Source organism: Sporosarcina siberiensis (assembly GCF_042681925.1).
Taxonomy (GTDB): Bacteria; Bacillota; Bacilli; order Bacillales_A; family Planococcaceae; genus Sporosarcina; species Sporosarcina siberiensis.
Genome location: NZ_JBHUGI010000003.1, coordinates 1 through 23,578, shown reverse-complemented (window position 1 = coordinate 23,578; position 23,578 = coordinate 1). Strand labels below are relative to the sequence as shown.

Genomic DNA, 23,578 nt, shown 5'->3' with positions numbered 1-23,578 from the left:
TTTTTAATTTTGTGGAAAGTGAGGCATCATATGAATGAAAGCAACAGGAATTGTCCGCAGAATCGATGATTTAGGAAGGGTAGTCATCCCGAAAGAAATTAGGAGGACGCTTCGTATTCGAGAAGGGGATCCGCTAGAAATCTTTACTGACCGCGATGGAGAGGTTATTTTGAAAAAGTACTCTCCGATATCTGAACTTGGTCAATTTGCCAGAGAATACGCGGAGACACTATACGAAACATTAGGCACACCAGCACTTATTAGTGATAGAGATGAAATGATTGCAGTATCAGGACTTTCGAAAAAGGATTATTTAAACCGTCAGTTGTCTCCCAATCTGGAAGAAATTATTTCAGGTCGGAAAATCGTCACAGAAAAACTTGAAAAGACGGTTGAGTGGGTTCCTGGGCAAGTGGAACAAGTCAAATCGTACTGCATCGCTCCGATAGTCACGGGTGGCGACGCAATAGGTGCCGTCTATTTACTTTCGAAAGTCCATTTTGTGGGGGAAACAGAACAAAAAGCGGCAGAAACGGCAGCACATTTTTTAGCAAAACAAATGGAACAATAAAATAAGCCTCTCTGGACCGCTATGTTCTCGGTTCAAAGAGGCTTGTTTTTATATCTTAAATTCAGCTTATTTTACGAGTACCTACTATACCTTGATAACAATTGAGTAAGTCGTCCAATTCCTTGCTACATGCAACCACTACGGGATGTGTGAATCCAAACTGGTTTGCTTTAAAATACATATCTTTCTGTTTTGATTCTATGTTCTTTAATAATGAATTTAGACAATTAATAGTGCTCACCTCTTTCTTCCACTAAACTATTTAACAAACTTTATACAAGAGATCAATATAATTATTATATTACTACAGCATCTATACCATAAAATGTCGAAACTTGTAGGCAATTCAATAATAAATAGAAGTGTCACTAATCTGTAACAAGTACATGGTATAAAATATATAAGCCTTGTGAGAACTAGATACCTTTTTTAGAAAAAAGTAAACATTTAATTTCATGTTATAATGGTTCTATCGAATATTCAGGATGGGGAACTTATTTATGGCGGATTATTGGAATATGAAAACATTTATGAAGGGGGCGTCCATCCTAACAATTGCCGCGATTATTGTAAAAGTTCTGGGTGCCATCTACAGGGTTCCATTTCAAAATCTTGTTGGTGATGAAGGATTTTATATTTATCAACAAGTGTATCCGTTCATCGGTATTTTTATAGTATGGACGTCGTATGGTTTTTCGGTAGCCGTTTCCAAATTGCTTGCTGAAAGTACTAGCCATGGCAAGGAAAGATCTTTAATGTATGTGGCATTTATATATCTAGTGTTATTATCAACCGTATTTTTTGTTCTTTTAACTACTTTCGCGCCCTTTTTTGCTCGTTCAATGGGGGACCCGTATTTGGAATCATTGCTCCGAGCAGGAGCTTATATCGTTTTATTTATGCCTGCACTGGCTGTTCTCAAAGGTTCTTTTCAGTCCAAAGGGCAGATGATTCCGGTAGCTGTATCTGGTATTGGCGAGCAATCTTTTCGCGTAGTCGTAATACTTGTTGGAACTTGGATTGCTATGAGGTCTGGTGCTTCTTTATACAAAGCCGGAGAGATTGCAATGTGGGGAGCGGTTGTTGGCGAGGCTGCAGGAGTTGTGATTCTAATCTTGTATTTTAGGAAAGCCTTTGGAGGACCATTAGAGAAAATAAATATAGGACGAGTTGTTAAGGAGTTAACGCTTGTAAGTTTGAGCGTAAGTGCAAGTTCTCTTATTCTCCTCATGTTTCAACTTGTTGATTCGTTTACGGTTTTCCAAATCATGTTGTCTAACGGTTTTATGGAAAGCACTGCAATGAAAACGAAGGGGGTTTACGACCGCGGTCAGCCGTTAGTGCAGATGGGGATATTGATTGCTTCGACACTCGCTCTTGCAATTGTTCCTTTAATCGCACATCATACCGCAAAAAGAAATGGGCGCAGTGAAGTACCTTTTATCCGGCTTACGTTTCGAACAGCGTTTCTATTTGGTTGGGCTGCGGCATTGGGTCTCGCTCTAGTCTTACCATATGTAAATCAAATGTTATTTGAGACACGTGATGGGTCTCTCGTGCTTATTATATTTGTGTTTCAAGTTTTTTGGCTCTCTTTAATTCTTCCGTTAACGGCGATGCTTCAGGGTGCGGGCAAAGTAATAATACCTGCCGTTTTACTATTGGTCGGCCTAGTTATAAAGGTTTTCCTGAACATAATCCTTGTCCCTGAATTCAATGTCGCAGGGGCAGCGATTGCTGGAAACGTTGGTTTTGCAGTGATTACAGTCGGTCTTCTTATATACTTTAAAAAGATATGGCCTATCAAGCTTGCGGAATTGCGTTTTTATCGAACGATTATCTTAGCGACTGGCCTAATGTATAGTGTTGTTATACCGTGGATGCTCGTTGCGGATCGGTTCCTGTTTAACGATTTACATCCTAGAATCGGAGCGACGATTATTGCTTTAACAGCTGTAGCGCTAGGAGCAAGTCTCTTTTTATTCGTTATTTTAAAATCACGAATCATGGCAGAAAAAGAATGGTTTCTCTTACCATTTGGCAAACGACTTGCCAGATTGCAGCTCATACTTATAAAGTCCAAAAAGAAAAGGTGAATGCTATGTTTCCACTAACAGTTATCGGTCTTGGTGCAGGTGAACTTGAACAATTATCCCTTGGTGTCTATCGCAATTTAAAGAACGCAGACTTTATTGTTGCTCGGACGGACCAACACCCGGTAATTGCTGAACTAAGAGCAGAAGGTGTTTTAATTTCAAGTTTTGATGAAGTTTATGAGGAAAATGATTCATTTCAAAAGGTTTACGAAGAAATTGTTGAGAAATTGGTAGTATTAAGTGCGGAAAAGCAAGTTACATATGTCGTCCCGGGGCATCCGCTCGTTGCTGAACAAACCGTCCAATTGCTTATCGAGAAGGAACGAATGGGTTTGATTGAGTTAGAAATTATCGGTGGAAATAGTTTCTTGGATCCGATGTTTGCTGCGTTACGAATTGATCCTATCGAAGGATTTCAATTGCTCGATGGCACAGATATGAAACGGGATGATGTCAATATGACGCAACACGTTTTAGTGGGTCAGGTATATGATTCATTTATAGCATCTGAAGTTAAACTTTCTCTTATGGAGAAGTATGCATATGACCATCCAATTACGATTGTCACAGCAGCCGGATCCTCATTTGAAAAAGTACATACTGTTCCTTTATTTGAAATAGATCGCGTTGCAGAAATTGATAATTTAACAACTGTTTATGTGCCTCCTGTCAAAGAATTAGAAGGTCGTTTAAAAGATTGGTCTACATTTAGGGCGATAATCGCCGCGCTGCGTGCACCAGATGGTTGTCCGTGGGACCGTGAACAGACTCACAGTTCACTAAAGAAGTATATGATTGAGGAAGCACATGAGCTGATTGAAGCGATTGTATCAGAAGATGAAGATGCAATCATTGAGGAACTTGGCGATGTTTTATTGCAAGTATTCCTTCATTCACAAATTGGGGAAGACGATGGCTATTTCTCCATGGAGGATGTGCTTCAAACCCTTGGTGCAAAGATGATTCGACGTCATCCACATGTTTTTGGTGATGTGACTGTAGCAAATTCAGATGAGGTTCTTCAAAACTGGCAAACGATAAAAAGCGAAGACAAGGTACAAAGTGATTCGCTCTTGGATGGACAAAGTCGACCTATGTCTTCACTTTTGACTTCGCTTAACTATCAGAAAGAAGCGGCAAAGGTTGGCTTCGACTGGCCTACGATTGAGGGCGCTTTTGATAAGTTTGCAGAGGAATGGAAAGAATTCCAACATGAAGTCGATAGTGGATCTGTAGAACGTCAGCTTGATGAACTTGGAGATGTTTTGTTTACTGTAGTCAATATCGCTCGATTTTTAAAACTTTCTCCAGAAGAGGCAATGATGCATGCGAATCAGAAGTTCAAAAAACGATTTTCATTTGTTGAAGAGAGTGTTATGAAGCAACGTGGTGATTTTTCAGATTATACACTTGATGAATTAGAAGCTTTTTGGCAAGAAGCTAAAGGAAGGGAAGATGAATATGAGAATTGATAAGTTTTTAAAGATTTCTCGATTAATTAGACGGAGAATGTTAGCGAAACAAGTCGCGGATCAGGGTCGAATTACGATTAATGATAAAGTGGCTAAAGCATCATCTGTTGTAAAAGAAGGCGATGAATTAGCGATTCGTTTCGGTCAAAAAATTGTTACGGTAAGAATTGATCAAATAAAGAATACAACAAAAAAAGAGGAAGCGGCTTCTCTTTATACAATACTTAAGGAAGAGATGCTTGAAAAAGTTGAACCGGAATTTATGGATGATGAAGATTGAAAAAACATGACAGAGTTTCCTCTGTCATGTTTTTTTATACCCGCGCATAAGATGGTTTGAACGTACAAGCAAAGGGGGAAATCTATATGCAATTCCAGACGGACAATCCGACGTATGCAATCCCATCAGGGGATCATGTCGTCACAATGCGTAACAGAAAAAGAATGGACCTAACTTCAGTAAAATCGATCGATCGCTTTGATCAAGAAGAATTTCTTATTAGAACTTCACAAGGTTTATTGCAAATACGCGGAGAGGAACTACGCATCGTTCATCTCGATGTCGATAAAGGTCTTCTAACATTGGAAGGTACTGTTAGTACAATCCAGTATGATGAAGAAGAGCCAGGGTCACGCAACTTCCTCCATAAGCTCTTTGGATGAGTTTATCCGTTCAGTTTCTTAGTCTTCTTTCAATGATTGGGACGGGCATTGTCTCAGCCGCTTTTATTGATATGATTAAAATCGCAACTTCCCATGCAGGCAGGAAGTCAGTGATTAAAAGGTACGCAGTTCTTCTTGAGGTCATTGGCTGGGTTATTGTCGGATGTTGGACTTTCTATATTTTGTTCTTAGTTAGAGATGGAGCTTGGCGTATTTATGATCCATTTGCACAGTTGAGTGGACTTCTACTTTATGTCAGTTTTTTTCATAAACCATTGCGTTTTCTAGGCAGAATCATTTTAGTAATTGTCATAAGACCGTTGTGGTTTATTGTGCGTTTTATTGGATTGGTAATAAAAAGAGTCTTTCGCCTTCTTTTAAGTGGGCTTGCACTTCTTTTCAGACCTTTTGTTAAGTTATACCATAAGCATTTCAGAAAACTCTTTATTAAGAGGAAGAAATGAGGTATAATGTATAAACTAACGAAGTGGGTTGTGATATGGAAGGAAGTGTGAGGCATGGAACCAAAACAGCAAAGGAAACCGTTGGCAAACGTTGCATCGATCCAAACTGAATATGTCCGCTCTCTTCATAAGAAAGAAGAGAGAATTCGTGCACGAAAAGTTCGTTTATACCGTCGTTTAGCGGCATATGCGATTGCTGCAATAATTATTCTCGGAACTCTTACGTCTACTTTTATTAATCAAAAGCAAGCTTTATCCGTAAAAGAGCAAAAAGTAGTAGAACTTTTAGCAGAGCTTGAAGTAGTAACGGATGAGCAAGAAATGTTGAATAGACAAATCGTGAAGTTGAGCGATGATGATTACATTGCAAAGCTCGCCCGAAAGAATTATTTCTTATCGGACAAAAATGAAATCATCTTTTCAACACCCGATAAAAAGAAAAAATAGAAAAGAAATAGGACGAAAAAGAGTAGTCTTATTGACACTCTTTTTTTGATGGCTATAATAGAAGTAAGAATCTTGTTATTACAGGACTCATGAATACAGTTAGAAGGCTTCCAGCGCGGGGCCTGCTTAAATTTTAAGGAGGAGCATTTTTTTTATGTCAATTGAAGTAGGTAGCAAGCTACAAGGTAAAGTAACAGGGATCACAAATTTCGGAGCATTCGTTGAGCTGCCGAACGGTTCGACAGGCTTAGTCCACATCAGTGAAGTTGCGGACAATTATGTCAAAGACATTAATGAGCATTTTAAAGTAGGCGACATGGTTGAAGTAAAAGTGATGAATGTTGGAACAGACGGAAAAATTGGATTGTCAATCAGGAAAGCAAAACCTGAATCCGAACGTCCTGAACGTCCACAACGCCCACAACGTCCTCGTCAAGGTTCTGGTGGACGTCCTATGATTGAACGCCCAGAGAACTTCGAACAGAAGATGGCACGATTCATGAAAGATAGCGAAGAACGTCTCACGACTTTAAAGAGGGCTACAGAATCTAAACGTGGCGGCCGTGGCTCTAAAAGAGGGTAACTTGCTAGCTGTTTCAATTATAGAAAAATTACAATATAGAAAAGCGACGGACAAAGGAGAGTATCCTAGTCTGTCGCTTTTCCCTATTAGAAGATTTATGTAATTTGAAAGAACTTTTTGTTTGGTTAAGATCAGGGTGCTTTACCTTTTTTTGTTTAAGTAAAAATTCTTTATGGTAAGGAAAAAAAGATATTTCAATATTAGTGCCTATTGAAATATCTTTTGTATTAAGTCTTTTGGTATATGTCAAAACACTTTACGGTAAGGAACCAGAAATATCAATACAGGTGCCTATTGATATTTCTTTTGCCTTTTGGTATATGTCAAAACAATGCACGGTAAGGAACAATAAAAATCAATACAGGTGCCTATTGATATTTCTGGTTCCTTTGATATATATCAAAACACTTTGTGTTTTGAATATATCTAAATAGCGGCGGAGGGATTCGAACCCCCGACTTTACGGGTATGAACCGGACGCTCTAGCCAGCTGAGCTACGCCGCTGTGGTTGGTGTTAATTTGATAACAATCTACATATTACATGTGATCATAATATGTGTCAACTAGATCTTTTAAAAGAAAAAATGTTCGGAAAGAGTCGAAAGATTTTGTTTCCTTGTCGCCATGAACAGACATTTTCTTGTACCCCGTCTATGTATACTCAGATGTACGTCGACATAAGGGGGTACGCGAAATGAAGTTATCAAGTAATATGGAAGGTCCATTTGTCCAGTCGGTCCGTATGTATATTGAGACAATTGGAAGAAAGAAAATGCAAATTATGGTTACGCTGTTTTTCCTGTTTGGTTCGTTCTTTTTATCGCAAGCTGTATTGTTCGATGCGGCTGTGCCGTTTTTTCTACCGGTTTGGGCATTAGCTCGTGCTCGTTTTAGAAAACAGCTAATATGGGTATTTATTGGGGGAATGACGGGCAGCGTCTTTTTGGGGGTTGGACAAGCCGTTATTCATCTCTTGCAACTATTATTATTTAATGCCGTAATTCGATATCCGTTCGCAAGAAAATCAGTACCTCTTACTGTTGTAGGTTCCATTTTTATTGTCCAAGTGTGTTGGCAATTGGTTGCTTATGCGGGTAAAGTTCCAATGGATGTTCAATTGTTTATTGGCTTTGAGGTTGTTTTGGCCTTTTTCATGACTTTCTTTTTATTTATTGCTTTTCCACAAGCGGACCGAATTTTCTTTGGTCAATGGACGCCGGAGCGACTTAGGGCAGCTTGCATTATTGGAGCACTTGCGGTGACTGGAATGAAAGCCATTGTCATTGGAAATGTATCCATTGCGGGTGTTCTTATTCACTTGACGATTCTGTTGGCGGCAATGGCGGGCGGACTGCCATTTTCAACGACGGTCGCAATGATTATCGCGGCAATTATTGGAATTGCTGAATTGTCATTTACAGGAATGATGGCTGTTTATGGGATGACTGGTTTTTTTGCGGGTGCATTTCGACGGTTCGGAAAAGTTGGGATTGCTACAGGTGCATTATCCGTTTCGGTTTTCTTTTTTATGTATGACTTAACCTTACCATTAGACATCACTCACTTTGTAACAATCGCAACAGCAACAGTTCTTTTTCTACTAATTCCAACGAAGAAAATTGAACCGCTTAAGGATGTTTTTTTTCCTAGCAACACAGAAGTTGCGGAGAAGCGTCAACAATGGGTGGCCGAGCGTTTTGATGAACAACTATCCGATTTTCAACTTTTTGCTGAGTTTATGTCGACTTTGGTAGGGGGGCGCTTTTCCGAGGAGAAGGGTTTAACAGTAAGCGAATCACCAATAACGCCTACGATTTGTCAGTCGTGTTTTCGGTATTCAAGATGCTGGGAAAGTTCCGATAACGATATGGAGCGACTTATTAATGAGTGGGAAGTTACCTATTCATTGACCAAAAAGGCTGCACGTCATCGAGTTGAAGAGAAAATTAAGTATAAATGCATTCGTTTCCCTGGCCTCGTAACTGAGCTGGAAGAACAATCGGCCACGCGGTTGTTGAGTGGACAACTTCAACATGGTAGAAAAATGCTTGCGTTACAGTTAAGGGATATGAGTACACATCTTGATAAAATCATGAATGAAATTAAAGAAGATTTAACTGTTTATCAGCCGGCTGAGGAAGAACTCGCAAAACGATTTCTAGAAAAAGGAATTGAGTACTTTCAAATTGATATATTATCAGGGGCAAGGGGTGCGCGCCGGATTGTGTGTTGCATACCTGAGAAGAGATCTGATTTTGAAACCGATACAACTATTGCCGAACGATTCATTTTACCTGTGCTTGAAGAGATGTATGAAGAACCGTTTCGAGTGGTTCGTTCAGTAATTAAAAAGGAACCGTTTCCACATATTCGACTAACGCTTGGCTCTGCTGTGAGATTTTCATTGGATTATGGCATTGTTGCCACCTCTGGAGAAAAAGCATTCCATGCTGGAGATGCATATGAAGTGTTCCCGATTCATGATGGTTTGACTGCGGTTTTATTATCAGACGGAATGGGTCAAGATATCAATGCATATCGTGAAAGTAGAAAAGTAATACGTTTAATGAGAGAATGTCTAGATCGTAAGATGAATCCAGAGACGGCTATGCATACGCTCCATTATATGATGTCTTTAAATGGACTTGATGATATGTATGCGACACTTGATCTTGCACTGGTTGATTTACAAGACGGGCGGCTTTGGTCATGGAAGGCTGGATCAATGAGTACGTATATTAAGCGCGGAAATGACTTTTTAAGACTGGATAGCCAATCGGTTCCTGTAGGCTTTCTACCATCCTTCTCTGTAGAAGCAAAAAATGAGGATCTTAAATCAGGTGATATTTTAGTCATGATGACGGATGGTATGTTTCAGGGAGATGTTTCCCTCGAAGAGCAAGAAAAAACTTTGTACGGAACATTGGCGAAATATGGTCATTTGGACTGCGAAAAGATTGCGGATCGGATTATGAGTGAAATGGAGCGACGTTATCTCGCGGTAGATGATGACCGTACTGTACTTGTTATGAAAATCAATCACGTACTCCCCGAGTGGTCAAGTATTTCACCATATGCACAGCTAAACAAAAAAGAGAAAATGACGAGATGAAGGTTGGTGTACCAATGAATACATTCGACGAGACTGTTTTTCGTTTCATCAAAAAAGAATCACTCATCCTCGAAGGCAGTCGAGTACTTATAGCGTGTTCTGGTGGTGTGGATTCCGTAGTACTGTTGCATTTCATAGCTATGAATCGTGAAAGATGGGGTGTTGATGTTGCGGCAATCCATGTGGATCATATGTTAAGGGGCGAAGAGTCTGAAGAGGATGGTGCTTTTGTTCGTCAACTTTGCGATACTTATGGAATACCGTTTTTTGGAAGGCGTATAGCAGTTCCCGAAATCCTTTCAAAATCAGGGGGGAATATGCAAGCTGTTTGCCGTGAAGAAAGATACTCATTTTTTTCTGAAATTATGCTTGCAAACAAATATAATGTACTTGTCACTGCGCATCACGGAGAAGATCAGCTTGAAACAGTCCTGATGCAAGTGACAAAAGGAAACATTCCTAAAGGGATGCCTATGAAGCGAGAAATCAATGGAGGAATTCTCACCCGACCATTTCTCCCTGTCGTGAAAGCATCCCTTTATTCGTATGCGATAGAAAAGAAGTTGGAGTTTCGTGAAGACCCAAGCAATCAAAGTACTGCTTATTTGCGAAATCGTTTCAGACAACAAGTTCTGCCGTTTATTGTGGCTGAAAATCCTGCCGTCATAGAAAATACACTTACTATAACTAGAAAAATGGCAGAGGATGATGCACTGTTAGAGGCATTAGCAAAAGAGCAGTTCGATAAGATTGTTGAATTTACAGAAGAGGGACTGCCTTCTATTGACGGCAATGCATTTATAGGCATGCCAAATTCTTTACAAAGGCGAGTAATTACACTACTATTGAATTATCTTTATGATAATAAAAATGTGCTTGTAGAATACAAATATGGACTGATTGAACAGCTGCAGGATCAACTCACATCACAAGTGGGTAATATTTCAATTGACTTACCACTTGGTTACAAATTCATAAGAGAATATGGTCATTTGTCTTTTGTTAAAGGAAACCCAGTACCGCAACCGGATGTTTTTAAAACAGTTCCGAAAGGGGTACAGATTCCTTGGGGAAATAGCGAGTGGCTATACTGGACAGAAGTTGATGAAGTCGATTCTTGTTTGCTTACTAATGTAGTTGACGTAATGTATTTTAATTTACCTAAGAGCGCCCTTCCCTTACATGTAAGGTATCGTAAGGAAGGTGATCGTATGTTGTTACCGGGGATGTCTCATCCAAAACGTTTGTCAAGGTTATTCATTGATGAAAAGGTTGGAACGTCTGAGCGTCTGGGTCTACCGGTTCTTGTGACAGCACAAGATGAAGTGTGTGCTGTACCAGGGCTGCGTTATGGTACCGCCTTTAAGCGGGACCTCACTGCTGCGGACAAATACATATTCGTATTGGGGAAGAAATGATCTATTTATGTATGTGAATAAAAAGGAGGAACTCTGATGCTCTCTAAGGACATTGAAGAAGTATTAATCTCGGAAGAGGAAATACAAGTTAAAGTGAATGAACTTGGTAGTTTACTTACGGAAGAATATAAAGATAAATTCCCGCTTGCAATTGGTGTCCTAAAAGGAGCACTGCCTTTTATGAGTGACCTAATAAAACGCGTTGACGCCTATATTGAACTTGATTTTATGGATGTTTCAAGTTACGGCAATGCAACAGTTTCATCAGGTGAAGTAAAAATTGTTAAAGATTTGAACACAAGTGTAGAAGGTCGTGATGTTCTAATTATTGAGGACATTATTGATAGTGGGAAAACATTAAGTTACTTAGTTGATCTAATGAAATACCGAAAAGCAAACTCCATCAAAATTGTAACCCTTCTTGATAAGCCGACAGGCCGGAAAGTGGATTTGAAGGCAGATTACATCGGTTTTGTCGTACCGGATGCATTTGTCGTTGGGTATGGACTAGATTACGCAGAGAAGTACAGAAACTTACCTTATATCGGTGTGCTTAAAAAGGAAATCTACTCTTTTTAATAACTTTCCGGTAACCCTTTAGCTGGGTTGGTAGAAAGCTTTTTCCGACAAAGCATTTTTATTGTAGGTTGAAACTTATCTATGATAAGATTTAAACTAGTTTTCTGTTTAATGATATGAGGAGGCTCTTGGATGAATCGAATACTTCGATACTTTTTATTATATGGGCTAATATTTCTAGCAATTGTAGGAATTTTTGGTTCACTAAACAATACGGATTCAAAGACGAAGCCAATTACTTATGCTGAGTTCAAAACTGCATTAGAAGAAGGAAATGTTACCAATGCAACGTTGCAGCCAGACCAGCTCGTTTATGAAGTAAGAGGTGAAATGAAAGGCTATGAGGAAGGCGAAACGTATGTAACAAATATTCCTCAAAATAACGAAACACTTTTAAACTATATCGAAACTAAAACGCAAATGAAATATGAAAAGGCTCCTAAACCAAGCGCTCTTGTATCGTTTTTCACAGGGCTCGTACCTTTTATAATCATCTTCATTTTGTTTTTCTTCTTACTAAACCAGTCACAAGGTGGCGGCGGCGGTAAAGTTATGAACTTCGGTAAAAGTAAAGCGAAGCTTCACACTGATGATAGAAAGAAAGTTAGTTTTGATGATGTTGCGGGAGCGGATGAAGAAAAGGCCGAACTCGTTGAGGTTGTTGACTTTCTGAAAGATTCACGTAAATATGTCGAAGTTGGAGCACGTATTCCACAAGGTATTCTTCTAGTCGGACCTCCAGGTACAGGTAAAACATTGCTTGCACGTGCCGTTGCAGGTGAAGCTGGTGTGCCATTCTTCTCGATTTCGGGATCTGATTTTGTTGAAATGTTTGTTGGAGTTGGGGCATCTCGTGTGCGTGATTTGTTCGAAAATGCGAAAAAGAATGCACCTTGTATTATCTTCATTGATGAAATCGATGCAGTTGGTCGTCAACGTGGGGCAGGTCTTGGTGGCGGTCACGATGAACGTGAACAAACGCTTAACCAACTTCTCGTTGAGATGGATGGTTTTGGTGAAAACGAAGGCGTAATCATTATTGCCGCTACAAACCGAGCAGACATTCTTGACCCAGCACTTCTTCGCCCTGGTCGTTTTGACCGACAAATTACAGTTGGTCGACCAGATGTAAAAGGTAGGGAAGCAGTACTTAGAGTACATGCTCGTAATAAACCGTTTGATGATTCTGTAAATCTTAAAGCACTTGCTCAGCGTACTCCCGGATTTTCGGGTGCTGAACTTGAGAACTTACTGAACGAATCAGCACTTGTAGCTGCACGACGAAATAAATTAAAAATAGATATGGCTGATATTGATGAAGCAACGGACCGTGTAATTGCGGGCCCTGCGAAGACAAGTCGAGTAATTTCTGTGAAAGAAAGAAATATTGTCGCATTCCATGAAGCAGGTCACGTTGTTATTGGTTTGGTGCTTGATGAAGCAGACATCGTTCATAAAGTAACAATAGTTCCTCGTGGTCAAGCAGGCGGTTATGCGGTTATGCTTCCAAAAGAAGATCGATACTTTATGACTAAGCCAGAACTTCTTGATAAGATTTCCGGACTCCTTGGAGGACGTGTTGCTGAAGAGATTGCTCTTGGTGAAGTTTCTACCGGTGCACATAATGACTTCCAACGTGCAACTGGTATTGCTCGTTCGATGGTAACAGAATACGGAATGAGTGATAAGCTTGGTCCGTTACAGTTTGGTCAATCTCAAGGGCAAGTGTTCCTTGGCAGAGATTTCAATTCAGAGCAAAACTATTCTGAGACGATTGCTTATGAAATTGATTCAGAAATGCAACGTATTATTAAAGAGCAGTACGCTCGAACGCATAAAATTCTTACGGAAAATAGAGATCTTCTAAACTTAATCGCGACGACGCTTCTAGAGGTTGAAACGCTTGATGCTGAACAAATCAATCATTTGAAAGATCACGGCATATTGCCGGAACGTTCATATGATAATAACAGCGAAGATACAAACACTATATCTGTAAATCTTGATAAAAAGGAAGACAGAGCAGAAGGAAATGAGTTTAAGTATCCTGATGTTACGGGTGCACCTTCAGACCCTTCAATTGGCGATTTGCCGAAGAAGTCTGGTCCGACACCACGACCAAATCCGATTCAAGAAGAACGTAAGGATAGACCGTAAGGATTAATAAAAAAAGAACCGTCTGTTTCTTTGAAGCAGACGGTTCTTTTTATTTGCGGTTTTGTGGTATGATATGTTGGAAAATGTCAAAGTTAGCGAGGTAGTTATAAATGATATTAGTGATGGATACTGGAAATACAAACATCGTTTTAGGTGTATATGAAGATGGTCAATTAAAACATCATTGGCGCATGGAAACGTATCGGCATAAAACGGAAGATGAGTATGCTATGCAAGTAAAATCATTCTTTGCGCACGTAGGTTTAACGTTCGATGATGTGAACGGCATCATTATATCATCCGTTGTACCACCCGTTATGTTTCCTTTGGAGCAAATGTGTAGGAAATACTTTAATCGAAAACCCCTTATTGTAGGGCCTGGAATAAAGACGGGTTTGAACATTCGATATGAAAATCCTCGAGAAGTAGGTGCGGATCGTATTGTAAACGCGGTTGCTGCAATCCACGAATACAACAGTCCGTTAATCATCGTTGATTTTGGTACAGCTACAACATATTGTTTTATAACGGGTAAGGGTGAGTATATGGGTGGAGCAATCGCACCTGGAATTGGAATATCGATGGAGGCTTTATTTGACCGAGCATCCAAACTACCACGGATTGAACTCGCTCGTCCTGAAGGTGTTATTGGAAAAAATACTGTAGCTGCAATGCAGGCGGGGATTATTTTCGGCTATGTTGGACAAGTTGAAGGAATCGTTGCCCGTATGAAAGCACAAAGTGATGTGGAACCTACGGTAATAGCTACAGGCGGACTTGCAGATCTTATAGCTAGCGAAACAACAGTAATAGACGTTGTCGACAATTTTCTTACATTAAAAGGTCTAAATTTAATTTACGAGAGAAATATATAAGGTACAACCCTTTAAAAGGAGAAGAAATAATGACTGATTACTTAATAAAAGCTCTTGCGTTTAACGGTACGATTCGAGCATATGGAATTCGTTCAACGGAGACCGTATCAGAAGCACAAAGAAGGCACGGTACTTGGCCAACAGCAACAGCGGCTATCGGAAGAGCAATGACGGCAACTGTGATGATGGGCGCTATGATGAAGGGTGAAGACAAAATAACCGTAAAAGTAGAGGGCGATGGTCCACTGGGTTCGATGATTATCGACGCAAATGCGAACGGTGAAGTACGTGGATACGTTACAAATCCGCAAGTTCATTTTGACTTAAATGATATGGGCAAACTTGACGTGAAACGTGCTGTTGGAACGAGCGGAACACTTACGGTTGTAAAAGATTTAGGTTTGCGTGATTTCTTCTCGGGGCAGGTGTCTCTTGTTTCCGGTGAAATTGCTGAAGATTTTACAGAGTACTTTGTTGTATCGGAACAAGTACCTTCTGCTGTAGGACTTGGTGTTCTTGTCAATCCTGATAATTCGGTTGCGGCAGCGGGTGGTTTTGTTATTCAGGTAATGCCGGGTGCAACGGAGGAAACAATTAGTTTGTTGGAATCTCGTATCTCTAAAATGGAGCCAATCTCTAGAATGATTGCTGACGGATTAACACCAGAAGAAATTTTAGATGAAATTTTGGGTGCGGGAAATGTTGAAGTTCTAAATCACATGGATATATCGTTTAGTTGTAATTGCTCTAAAGAACGCTTTGGTAATGCAATTATTGGTTTGGGAGAAACAGAAATTCAAGAAATGATTGAGGAGGACGGCAAAGCTGAAGCCAATTGCCATTTCTGTCTCGAAACATATGTGTATCCAAAAAACGAACTTGAAGGTTTCATAGATGAAATACGAACGCAGTCCTAATAGGGACAAGGTGCAGCAACGAAAGTTGAAAACAAAACCGCTTCTTATTTTGATTGCACTTCTTTTACTTGCCAATGTTTTCTGGTTTATTGGTTGGCTCATTCCAGACAAATCTCTATCGGTGGATGAAGAGGTTGCTTCGGTATCGGGTGATTCAATTACTCGGGAAGAATGGATGACCGCTATGGAGAAGGATGTCGGTCGTGAAACGCTTCTCGGTCTCGTCAATGATAAAGTAATGGAAGCTGCAGCCAAGAAATTTAAAATTGACGTATCCAACGAAGAAATAAATCTTGAACTTGCGCTAATTCGTTCCGTTGATGGCCAATCCTACACTGGGCTGGAAGAGGAGCTTGCACTACAAAAGATTCGTTCCAATTTAATACTTGAGAAAGTTTTAACAAAGGATATCGTCATTAAAGATGAATTGATTAAAGAGAATTACGAAGAAAATACTTCGCTCTATAATATACAAACGGCATATCGTACGGCGATCATTGTTCTTCCGTCAAAAGATAAAGCGCAGCAAGCCTTGGATGAATTGTCCAAGGGCTCAAGTTTTGAAGTGCTTGCAAAAGAGAGTTCGGTAGATCTTGTTTCAGCTAGTTTAGGTGGAGACATCGGCTATGTGAATAATTCGAACGAAAACATCGATAAGGAAATTATTTCTGCAACGGAGAAAATGCAGCAAGATTCGTTAAGTGAGGTCGTTTCTTTGAGTGATGGTACATTTGCTATCATAAAAGTTAGTGAAATTATTAACGGAGAATCGTTTGAATTTAAAGAAGTAAAAGAGTATATTAGGCGCCAATTAGCGCTTGAACAACTCACAGAGTCCGTTAGCCCAGAAGCGTTTTGGAAAGAGTTCGATGCAAAGTGGTTTTACGGAGAATAAATCAAGGCCGTTCAGATTCGACTTAGGTCGGTAATGAGCGGTTTTTTTCTATGTAATAAAGGATAAATACGCATAAATTAGGGTAGAAGTTTAATGTTGACAAGAAGCACAGAAAGATAGTACGATTAATACAATAAAGCATATCAAAATAGTAGGGATTGGGAGAGGATAGTATGAATCTAGTAGGAAACTCAATTGCAGATCTTGTTGGTCGTACACCAATGGTTAAATTGAACCGAATGACGGGTGCAGAAGATGCGGAAGTTTATTTGAAATTAGAGTATTTTAACCCGGGTTCTAGTGTTAAAGATCGGATTGCACTTGCAATGATTGAAGCGGCCGAGAAGTCTGGTGACCTAGTTCAAGGAAGTACAATTATCGAACCGACAAGTGGGAATACCGGAATTGGACTTGCAATGATTGCGGCAGCGAAAGGATATAAATCCGTGTTGGTAATGCCGGACACAATGAGTATCGAAAGACGTACTTTATTACGTGCATATGGCGCAGATCTAGTTCTAACACCAGGTGCTGATGGTATGAAAGGGGCAATAGCGAAAGCTGGTGAGCTTGCTAAAGAAAATGGTTGGTTCATGCCTCAACAATTTAATAATGCTGCCAATCCTGAAATACATCGCCTAACTACCGGGCCCGAAATTGCAGATGCGATGGACCGTGTAGATGCATTCATTTCTGGTGTCGGTACAGGTGGTACGATTACAGGTGTTGGTAGCGTCTTAAAAGAACGTTTTCCAGACGTGAAGATTATTGCGGTTGAACCGACGGACTCTGCCGTACTTTCGGGTGAGAAGCCGGGCCCACATAAAATTCAAGGTATTGGGGCTGGATTCATTCCAGAAGTTCTAGATACAAAAATTTACGATGAAATTATACAAGTATCAAATGATGAGTCGTATGATACGGCAAGACGTGCTGCTCGCGAAGAAGGAATTTTGGGCGGTGTTTCGTCGGGAGCTGCAATATTTGCTGCTTTACAAGTAGCTAAGAAGCTTGGAAAAGGAAAGAAAGTTGTAGCGATTCTTCCTTCAAACGGTGAACGTTATTTGAGCACACCGCTTTATAATATTGAAGAAGAGTAATCTGCGGAAGAAGGGACGAACATGTCCCTTCTTTTTTTCTTGTCTATAATAGCACAAAACAATAAATTCGATGTAAGATGTAGTTATCAAGAGATACATGGGGGATGCGGATATGGAAGAAAAAGAACAGATGTATAGCACTGGAAACTTTACGAGAGAAGACTTCTTTTATGCCTATAAGGAATTGGCTCAACAAGATGACAACTATATCCTATTGGAAAGTGGCCGAGCAGGTAAGTTGTGTATCGCGGGAATCAATCCACTTGCAGTACTTCGGTCAACCAATGAAAATGAACTGCAAATAACTTGGCGAGATGGAACAGAGGAAATTCGACAAGGTGAGTCACTCGACCTGTTAACGGAATTCGTTCGTGCATATGAAATTGCTTCTATCCCCGAACTTCCCGAATTTCAAGGAGGAGTTGCTGGTTTTATCAGTTATGACTATGTGAGAAGATATGAAGACCTCCCTTCAGAGACGATAGATGATTTACATACACCAGATTTATTCTTTTATTTATTTGATCAATGGGCTGTGCTTGATTTGGAAACAGATACAGCGTATTTTGTGACATTACCTGAAAGTGCGCAAAACCCAGAATTCATGAAAACTGAATGGATGAATGCGGCTGTATCGGGTCTTGAAAAACGTTTATTCACTTCAAGTCAGGCAACGACTCTCTCGGATAACGATAACGACCTAGAAGTTTCTGTTACGGGTCCGGAATTTGAAAAGATGGTACGTGATGTGCAAAGTTACATTAACGAGGATGAGGTTGTGCAAGTAAATCTATCTGTGCGACAATCAAAACCACTTACAGCACATCCACTCGATATGTATGAAGCACTTCGCTCATTCAATCCGTCACCGTATATGGCTTCAATTGGTTCGAAGAATTTCAATGTTGTTTCAGGGTCTCCAGAATTGCTTCTGAAAAAGCGTGGAAGCGAATTGAGTACTCGTCCGATTGGAGGGACAAGGCCTAGAGGTATGGATGATTTTGCAGATGCGGCTTTTAAGGCGGACCTACTGTCGAATGAAAAGGAAAAGAGCGAACATATCATGTTGGTCGATCTAGAACGTGAAGACTTAGGTCGTATTTGTGAACCAGATACAGTGGAAACAAATGAATTTATGGTTGTTGAGAAATACTCACATGTGATGCATCTCGTTTCAAATGTCCGGGGAACAGCCGCAAATGGGATCTCCAATGCCGAAATTGTTCGAGGAGTTTTTCCGGGCGGGACCATTACGGGTGCGCCAAAACTTCGAACGATGGAAATTATTGAAGAACTCGAACCTGAACGTAGGGGCTTGTATACGGGAGCGATTGGTTGGTTTGGTTTTAATGGTGACTTTGAACTCAATGTTGTAATTCGAACTGCATTTATCCAAGATGGCCGGGTTTATATTCAAGCGGGTGCAGGACTTGTTGCAGATTCAGATCCGGCAGCAGAGTATATAGAATCGCTTAATAAAGCAACAGCCCTTTGGCAAGCTAAGGAAATGGCAGAAGAAAAAGTGAGGAGATAATATGTGGTGTTGGATGAACAACGAGTTTATCCCGGCAGAAGAATTGAGGATTTCTCCGTTCGATCATGGTTTTTTATATGGAGCTGGATTTTTCGAGACCTTTCGTACATATGACGGTACTATTTTATTGTTTAAGGAACATATGGATCGGTTGAACGAAGCACTTGCGGAGTATCGTATTGAAATGCCGTATACTGAGGATGAAATACTGTTTGCTGTACGTAAATTGGATGAATTATCGGGTGGAGAAGACGGTTACTTCAGATTGAATGTGTCGGCAGGTGTCCATGATATCGGTCTTGCACCTTCTTCTTATCATAAGCCAAATGTAATTTTATTTAGAAAGGTTTTGCCACCATCGATACGTGGCGAGGAAAAAGACGCTGTTTGGCTTGAAACTTCGCGCAATAAACCAGAGAGTGTCATTCGCCATAAATCGCATAATTATTTAAATAATGTTCGTGGGCGGCTTGAACTTACATCACTAAAAAAGCTTGAAGGTTTTTTTGTGACGGACACTGGAGATGTTGCCGAAGGAATTACTTCCAACATCTTCTGGGTAAAAGATAAAGTTCTATTTACGCCTCATATAGATACAGGTATTCTTCCGGGCACTACTCGTGCCTTTGTGATGAGTCTTGCGCAGTCGATGGGAATGGGTTTAAAAGAAGGCTTTTTTAAAAAAGTGGAAGCTGAGAATGCGGATGAGCTTTTCGTGACAAACGCGGTCCAAGAACTTGTACCAATCAAGCATTTAGAAGATAAAAAGTTCCCTGGTGCTTCAGGGGTTTATTATAAAAAACTACATAATTTATATGTAGAAGCAATAATAGCTATGAAAGAAGGTAACTCTAAATGAAATTGACGTTTGCAAAGGACGTTTATCAGTTTGGAAAGACGTCAATGGATTTTAGAAAAGAAACAGTCGTTATGGGTATTTTGAATGTGACACCGGATTCGTTTTCAGATGGCGGTAAATATGCGAGAATTGAGACGGCACTTCAACATGCGAGAGAAATGATTCATGATGGTGCTAAGATTATCGATGTCGGTGGTGAATCTACGAGGCCTGGATATGCACCGGTTTCGGTAGATGAGGAGATTGAGCGAATTGTTCCGGTTATTGAGGCGTTAGCGAAAGACTTAGGATGTGTCGTTTCAATTGACACGCATAAGTCTGGTGTGGCGGAAGCGGCAATTAAAGCCGGAGCTCATATCATTAATGACGTATGGGGTGCAAAAAGGGATCCAGAAATTGCACATATAGCTGCAAAATACAACGTGCCAATAATTTTAATGCATAATAGAGAAAAGGCTGTTTATAAAGGGTCTTTCATGAATGAAGTTCTAAAAGATTTAACAGAGAGCATAGACATTGCAAAAAAAGCTGGAGTACCAAACAATCATATTTGGCTAGATCCAGGAGTTGGTTTTGCAAAAAACACAAAGCAAAACATTCAAGTGATGCAGGATCTTGATGAAATTTCAGAATTAGGGTATCCAGTTCTTCTCGGAACATCTCGGAAATCAGTAATAGGTAATGTTCTGGGGCTCCCGGTAAATGAGCGGCTTGAAGGAACAGGTGCAACAGTTTGTTATGGTATTGAACATGGTAGTCATATAATGAGAGTTCATGATGTGAAAGAAATTGTTAGGGTATCGAAAATGATGGATGTTTTGACTGGAAAGTCTACATATGAAGAATAGGAGTGTGCAAGTTGGATTATATACATTTGAATGATATGGAGTTTTATGGTTACCACGGAGTTTTACCTGAAGAAAAGAAATTAGGTCAAAGGTTTCGAGTAACTGTGTCACTTGCGGTAAGTTTAGAAGATGCAGGTCTTACGGATGATCTTGAAAAAACAGTCAACTATGCAGAGGTATATGATCTTTGTAAAATGGTCATTGAAGGAGAGCCTGTTAAACTAATCGAAACTGCTGCAGAAATTATTGCGAGCGGAATTCTAGAGAGTTATCCGGAAAAGGTATCGGGCATACGTGTAGTGCTTGTGAAACCAGATCCTCCGATACCGGGTCATTATGCATCGGTTTCTGTTGATATTACGAGGGGGCGCTTCGAGTGAATCTTGCCTTCATCTCGATCGGTTCGAATATTGAAGATAGGCTCTATTATCTGGTAGAAGCGGTACGAGCTCTTCATACACATGAAAAGATTAACGTCTTATCGGTTTCTTCGGTCTATGAAACGGCACCCGTCGGCTATACAGAACAGGCGGAATTTCTTAATAGTGTTATTCATATTGAAACTTCATTAGACGCACAAAGCTTGCTAGCTATTTGTCAGCATATTGAAGTGGAATTGGGAAGAGTTCGGGATATAAGATGGGGTCCACGTATTGTTGACCTAGACATTCTGCTCTACAATAACGAAACTATTGTAACGGAGAACTTGATTGTGCCACATCCGCGTATGTGTGAGCGGGCATTCGTTCTAATTCCGTTGCTGGAGATTGATTCGACAATTGTTCATCCTTCAACTGGAGAATTATTGTCAAAAGAGGAAGCTGTTTCTGATGTAGGCGTAGTACTTTGGAAAAAAAGTGACGGAGTCATGCAGTTTCTTGGTTCTAATTAATGGAGTTTGATTGTACGTGTCTGGCTTTACGTTGTGGTTTTATAGTTTGCAATTAACAAGTAAAGTGTGTCTGGTTACTATAAATTGTGTACAATAGGAAGATGTATAAAGAAAAATGGGTTTTTAATTTAAGAAGGAGTGTATGTAATGTCTAATCTTGAGGAATTAAACGATCAATTACTAGTACGACGTCAAAAAATGTTAGATATCAGGGAGAGTGGAATAGATCCATTCGGTTCGAGGTTTGAACGCACGCATCTTTCCGGTGATATTCATAAGAAGTATGAAGAATTCACAAAAGAAGAGCTCGAAGAAACTGAGCATAAAGTGACTATTGCTGGACGAATCATGACCAAGCGCGGAAAAGGAAAAGCCGGATTTGCTCATATTCAAGATTTTGAAGGCCAAATCCAAATTTACATAAGAAAAGATGCGATTGGCGAGGAATCTTATCAGTTGTTTACGAGCGCGGATCTAGGTGATATCGTCGGAATTTCTGGAACGGTATTTAAAACAAACGTTGGCGAATTATCCGTTAAGGTAGATGGCTTCACTTTCCTTACAAAAGCACTTCGTCCGCTCCCGGAAAAGTTTCATGGTCTAAAAGATATCGAACAACGCTATCGTCAACGTTATTTAGACTTGATAACAACAGACGGAAGCAAAGAAACATTCATTTTGAGAAGTAAGATTATACAATCAATGCGTCGATATCTTGATGACCAAGGATTTCTTGAAGTCGAAACGCCAATGCTTCACTCAATTGCGGGTGGTGCTTCTGCGCGTCCATTCACTACGCATCATAATGCATTAGACATGGAACTGTATTTACGAATTGCAATCGAACTTCATTTGAAGCGTTTAATTGTTGGAGGTCTTGAGAAAGTTTATGAGATCGGCCGCGTATTCCGTAATGAGGGAACATCGACGCGTCATAATCCTGAATTTACGATGATTGAGTTGTATGAGGCGTATGCAGATTATAACGATATTATGAGGCTAACTGAAAATCTAGTTGCCCATATTGCACAGGATGTACTCGGAACGATGCAAGTTACTTATGGTGAAGATGTGATTGATTTAGCACCGGGGTGGAAACGTCTGCATATGGTTGATGCAGTAAAAGAGTATACTGGAGTCGATTTCTGGAAAGAGATGACGAAGGAAGAAGCGCATGCACTTGCAAAAGAACATCATATAGAAGTAACTCCAATGATGGAAGTCGGACATGTGCTGAATGAGTTCTTTGAACAGAAGGTAGAAGAAGAGCTTGTACAACCTACATTCATCTTTGGACATCCAGTAGAAATTTCACCATTAGCGAAAAAGAATCCGGAAGACGGTCGTTTCACAGATCGCTTTGAACTATTCATTGTACGTCGTGAACATGCGAATGCATTTACTGAACTTAATGATCCAATTGATCAGCGCGAACGTTTTGAAGCGCAACTTGTTGAAAAAGAACAAGGAAATGATGAAGCACATGATATGGATAATGACTTTATTGAAGCACTAGAGTATGGATTACCACCTACTGGAGGCCTTGGAATTGGAATTGATCGTCTTGTTATGCTTTTAACTAACGCGCAATCAATTCGAGACATCCTGTTGTTTCCACAAATGCGACCGAAAGACTAATGGAAGTAACCGCTGTACGAAGAGTTGCAAATGGCTACGTATAGCGGTTCTCTTTTTTTATATACAGTGATGGGAACTTATTTAAAAATAAGTGTTGCTTTATGTATTATAAGTTGTTATAGTTAAAAACGTTGCGAACGACACCGGAACAAACAATAAATAACAACTTAAATAAAAAGTTGAAACTTGCTGTTGACAAGGTGTGCGCGATTTGTTATGATATAAGAGTTGCAGTCGAGAGAACAGCAACGCTAATACATAAGAAAATGAAGTCTGATTCTTATAAATGAACCTTGAAAACTGAACAGCAAAACGTCTATAGAATTTTTAAACTCGATACACTTCGGTGTAGGGAGTATAAACGTTTCTAAGTAAGCTGATTTCCGTCAGAAGAACAGAAACAACCAGAAGGATTGAAATTCAATCCTTCGACATGACATCATTGAAGAATGTTCGC

Annotated in this window: 23 protein-coding genes and 1 tRNA gene; 22 read left to right on the top strand and 2 right to left on the bottom strand. The window is 40.0% G+C overall.

Annotation, left to right across the window (positions count from 1 at the left end; translation table 11 throughout):
• Positions 1-34 precede the first annotated feature (34 nt).
• A complete protein-coding gene (spoVT, locus tag ACFSFY_RS01290; RefSeq protein ID WP_381535369.1) occupies positions 35-571 on the top strand; it encodes a stage V sporulation protein T in 537 nt (178 codons plus the stop codon).
• Positions 572-632: 61 nt separating this feature from the next.
• Here spoVT and ACFSFY_RS01285 read toward each other — a convergent pair whose 3' ends face one another.
• The gene (locus ACFSFY_RS01285) at positions 633-812 is read right to left on the bottom strand and encodes a Spo0E family sporulation regulatory protein-aspartic acid phosphatase (protein WP_381535368.1); all 180 of its coding nucleotides are present in this window, start codon (positions 810-812) and stop codon (positions 633-635) included.
• A 259-nt stretch (positions 813-1,071) separates the two neighbouring features.
• Between ACFSFY_RS01285 and ACFSFY_RS01280 the strand changes: the two genes are divergently transcribed.
• The 7 genes from ACFSFY_RS01280 (at position 1,072) to ACFSFY_RS01250 (ending at position 6,296) form a co-directional block, all read left to right on the top strand.
• A complete protein-coding gene (locus ACFSFY_RS01280) occupies positions 1,072-2,667 on the top strand; it encodes a putative polysaccharide biosynthesis protein (RefSeq protein ID WP_381535367.1) in 1,596 nt (531 codons plus the stop codon).
• Positions 2,668-2,672: 5 nt separating this feature from the next.
• Entirely contained in the window at positions 2,673-4,139 is a 1,467-nt protein-coding gene (gene yabN / locus ACFSFY_RS01275; RefSeq protein ID WP_381535366.1) for a bifunctional methyltransferase/pyrophosphohydrolase YabN, read from the top strand.
• The gene (locus ACFSFY_RS01270) at positions 4,129-4,419 is read left to right on the top strand and encodes an RNA-binding S4 domain-containing protein (RefSeq protein ID WP_381535365.1); all 291 of its coding nucleotides are present in this window, start codon (positions 4,129-4,131) and stop codon (positions 4,417-4,419) included. The genes yabN and ACFSFY_RS01270 overlap by 11 nt, the downstream gene beginning before the upstream one ends.
• An 86-nt stretch (positions 4,420-4,505) precedes the next feature.
• On the top strand, positions 4,506-4,802 hold the full coding sequence (gene yabP / locus ACFSFY_RS01265; RefSeq protein ID WP_381535364.1) for a sporulation protein YabP: 297 nt from the start codon (positions 4,506-4,508) through the stop codon (positions 4,800-4,802).
• Positions 4,799-5,266 carry a spore cortex biosynthesis protein YabQ gene (gene yabQ, locus ACFSFY_RS01260; protein ID WP_381535363.1) on the top strand — a complete coding sequence of 156 codons (468 nt, stop codon included), beginning with the start codon at positions 4,799-4,801 and terminating at the stop codon, positions 5,264-5,266. The genes yabP and yabQ overlap by 4 nt, the downstream gene beginning before the upstream one ends.
• A gap of 54 nt (positions 5,267-5,320) precedes the next feature.
• Positions 5,321-5,713, top strand: a complete 393-nt coding sequence (locus ACFSFY_RS01255; protein WP_381535362.1) for an FtsB family cell division protein — start codon at positions 5,321-5,323, stop codon at positions 5,711-5,713.
• 154 nt (positions 5,714-5,867) lie between these two features.
• Positions 5,868-6,296, top strand: a complete 429-nt coding sequence (locus ACFSFY_RS01250; protein WP_381535361.1) for a S1 domain-containing RNA-binding protein — start codon at positions 5,868-5,870, stop codon at positions 6,294-6,296.
• A 431-nt stretch (positions 6,297-6,727) separates the two neighbouring features.
• Here ACFSFY_RS01250 and ACFSFY_RS01245 read toward each other — a convergent pair.
• Positions 6,728-6,801, bottom strand: a tRNA-Met gene (locus ACFSFY_RS01245).
• A 190-nt stretch (positions 6,802-6,991) separates the two neighbouring features.
• Between ACFSFY_RS01245 and ACFSFY_RS01240 the strand changes: the two genes are divergently transcribed.
• The 14 genes from ACFSFY_RS01240 (at position 6,992) to lysS (ending at position 23,121) form a co-directional block, all read left to right on the top strand.
• Entirely contained in the window at positions 6,992-9,409 is a 2,418-nt protein-coding gene (locus ACFSFY_RS01240) for a SpoIIE family protein phosphatase (RefSeq protein WP_381535360.1), read from the top strand.
• 14 nt (positions 9,410-9,423) lie between these two features.
• Entirely contained in the window at positions 9,424-10,827 is a 1,404-nt protein-coding gene (gene tilS / locus ACFSFY_RS01235) for a tRNA lysidine(34) synthetase TilS (protein WP_381535359.1), read from the top strand.
• A gap of 36 nt (positions 10,828-10,863) precedes the next feature.
• Positions 10,864-11,406 carry a hypoxanthine phosphoribosyltransferase gene (gene hpt, locus ACFSFY_RS01230; protein ID WP_381535358.1) on the top strand — a complete coding sequence of 181 codons (543 nt, stop codon included), beginning with the start codon at positions 10,864-10,866 and terminating at the stop codon, positions 11,404-11,406.
• 132 nt (positions 11,407-11,538) lie between these two features.
• Complete coding sequence (gene ftsH, locus ACFSFY_RS01225; protein ID WP_381535357.1) at positions 11,539-13,563, top strand: ATP-dependent zinc metalloprotease FtsH; 2,025 nt, start codon at positions 11,539-11,541, stop codon at positions 13,561-13,563.
• A gap of 110 nt (positions 13,564-13,673) precedes the next feature.
• Positions 13,674-14,438, top strand: coding sequence for a type III pantothenate kinase (locus ACFSFY_RS01220; protein ID WP_381535356.1), 765 nt, complete (start codon positions 13,674-13,676; stop codon positions 14,436-14,438).
• 29 nt (positions 14,439-14,467) lie between these two features.
• Entirely contained in the window at positions 14,468-15,355 is an 888-nt protein-coding gene (gene hslO, locus ACFSFY_RS01215) for an Hsp33 family molecular chaperone HslO (RefSeq protein WP_381535355.1), read from the top strand.
• The gene (locus ACFSFY_RS01210) at positions 15,333-16,250 is read left to right on the top strand and encodes a peptidyl-prolyl cis-trans isomerase (RefSeq protein WP_381535354.1); all 918 of its coding nucleotides are present in this window, start codon (positions 15,333-15,335) and stop codon (positions 16,248-16,250) included. The genes hslO and ACFSFY_RS01210 overlap by 23 nt, the downstream gene beginning before the upstream one ends.
• 173 nt (positions 16,251-16,423) lie before the next feature.
• Positions 16,424-17,350 carry a cysteine synthase A gene (gene cysK, locus ACFSFY_RS01205; protein WP_381535353.1) on the top strand — a complete coding sequence of 309 codons (927 nt, stop codon included), beginning with the start codon at positions 16,424-16,426 and terminating at the stop codon, positions 17,348-17,350.
• 112 nt (positions 17,351-17,462) lie between these two features.
• Entirely contained in the window at positions 17,463-18,884 is a 1,422-nt protein-coding gene (locus tag ACFSFY_RS01200; protein ID WP_381535352.1) for an anthranilate synthase component I family protein, read from the top strand.
• Between the two features lie 13 nt (positions 18,885-18,897).
• Positions 18,898-19,743: an aminodeoxychorismate lyase gene (gene pabC / locus ACFSFY_RS01195; RefSeq protein WP_381535351.1), complete on the top strand. Its 846-nt coding sequence runs from the start codon at positions 18,898-18,900 to the stop codon at positions 19,741-19,743.
• Positions 19,740-20,591: a dihydropteroate synthase gene (folP, locus tag ACFSFY_RS01190; RefSeq protein ID WP_381535350.1), complete on the top strand. Its 852-nt coding sequence runs from the start codon at positions 19,740-19,742 to the stop codon at positions 20,589-20,591. Before pabC ends, folP begins: the two co-directional genes overlap by 4 nt.
• An 11-nt stretch (positions 20,592-20,602) precedes the next feature.
• Positions 20,603-20,971 (top strand): dihydroneopterin aldolase, encoded by a 369-nt coding sequence (gene folB, locus ACFSFY_RS01185; RefSeq protein WP_381535349.1) that lies wholly within the window; start codon positions 20,603-20,605, stop codon positions 20,969-20,971.
• Positions 20,968-21,483, top strand: coding sequence for a 2-amino-4-hydroxy-6-hydroxymethyldihydropteridine diphosphokinase (gene folK / locus ACFSFY_RS01180; RefSeq protein WP_381535348.1), 516 nt, complete (start codon positions 20,968-20,970; stop codon positions 21,481-21,483). Before folB ends, folK begins: the two co-directional genes overlap by 4 nt.
• 147 nt (positions 21,484-21,630) lie before the next feature.
• Positions 21,631-23,121 (top strand): lysine--tRNA ligase, encoded by a 1,491-nt coding sequence (lysS, locus tag ACFSFY_RS01175; protein WP_381535347.1) that lies wholly within the window; start codon positions 21,631-21,633, stop codon positions 23,119-23,121.
• The last annotated feature ends 457 nt before the right edge of the window (positions 23,122-23,578 follow it).

Bases quoted from the DNA above. Each gene is read 5' to 3' on its own strand.
- yabN (WP_381535366.1), top strand. From the start codon at position 2,673: ATGTTTCCACTAACAGTTATCGGTCTTGGTGCAGGTGAACTTGAACAA.
- tilS (WP_381535359.1), top strand. From the start codon at position 9,424: ATGAATACATTCGACGAGACTGTTTTTCGTTTCATCAAAAAAGAATCA.
- yabQ (WP_381535363.1), top strand. From the start codon at position 4,799: ATGAGTTTATCCGTTCAGTTTCTTAGTCTTCTTTCAATGATTGGGACG.
- ACFSFY_RS01220 (WP_381535356.1), top strand. From the start codon at position 13,674: ATGATATTAGTGATGGATACTGGAAATACAAACATCGTTTTAGGTGTA.
- ACFSFY_RS01200 (WP_381535352.1), top strand. From the start codon at position 17,463: ATGGAAGAAAAAGAACAGATGTATAGCACTGGAAACTTTACGAGAGAA.
- ACFSFY_RS01210 (WP_381535354.1), top strand. From the start codon at position 15,333: ATGAAATACGAACGCAGTCCTAATAGGGACAAGGTGCAGCAACGAAAG.
- folP (WP_381535350.1), top strand. From the start codon at position 19,740: ATGAAATTGACGTTTGCAAAGGACGTTTATCAGTTTGGAAAGACGTCA.
- pabC (WP_381535351.1), top strand. From the start codon at position 18,898: ATGAACAACGAGTTTATCCCGGCAGAAGAATTGAGGATTTCTCCGTTC.
- spoVT (WP_381535369.1), top strand. From the start codon at position 35: ATGAAAGCAACAGGAATTGTCCGCAGAATCGATGATTTAGGAAGGGTA.
- lysS (WP_381535347.1), top strand. From the start codon at position 21,631: ATGTCTAATCTTGAGGAATTAAACGATCAATTACTAGTACGACGTCAA.
- ftsH (WP_381535357.1), top strand. From the start codon at position 11,539: ATGAATCGAATACTTCGATACTTTTTATTATATGGGCTAATATTTCTA.
- ACFSFY_RS01280 (WP_381535367.1), top strand. From the start codon at position 1,072: ATGGCGGATTATTGGAATATGAAAACATTTATGAAGGGGGCGTCCATC.
- yabP (WP_381535364.1), top strand. From the start codon at position 4,506: ATGCAATTCCAGACGGACAATCCGACGTATGCAATCCCATCAGGGGAT.
- cysK (WP_381535353.1), top strand. From the start codon at position 16,424: ATGAATCTAGTAGGAAACTCAATTGCAGATCTTGTTGGTCGTACACCA.
- hslO (WP_381535355.1), top strand. From the start codon at position 14,468: ATGACTGATTACTTAATAAAAGCTCTTGCGTTTAACGGTACGATTCGA.
- ACFSFY_RS01270 (WP_381535365.1), top strand. From the start codon at position 4,129: ATGAGAATTGATAAGTTTTTAAAGATTTCTCGATTAATTAGACGGAGA.
- hpt (WP_381535358.1), top strand. From the start codon at position 10,864: ATGCTCTCTAAGGACATTGAAGAAGTATTAATCTCGGAAGAGGAAATA.
- ACFSFY_RS01240 (WP_381535360.1), top strand. From the start codon at position 6,992: ATGAAGTTATCAAGTAATATGGAAGGTCCATTTGTCCAGTCGGTCCGT.
- ACFSFY_RS01250 (WP_381535361.1), top strand. From the start codon at position 5,868: ATGTCAATTGAAGTAGGTAGCAAGCTACAAGGTAAAGTAACAGGGATC.
- ACFSFY_RS01255 (WP_381535362.1), top strand. From the start codon at position 5,321: ATGGAACCAAAACAGCAAAGGAAACCGTTGGCAAACGTTGCATCGATC.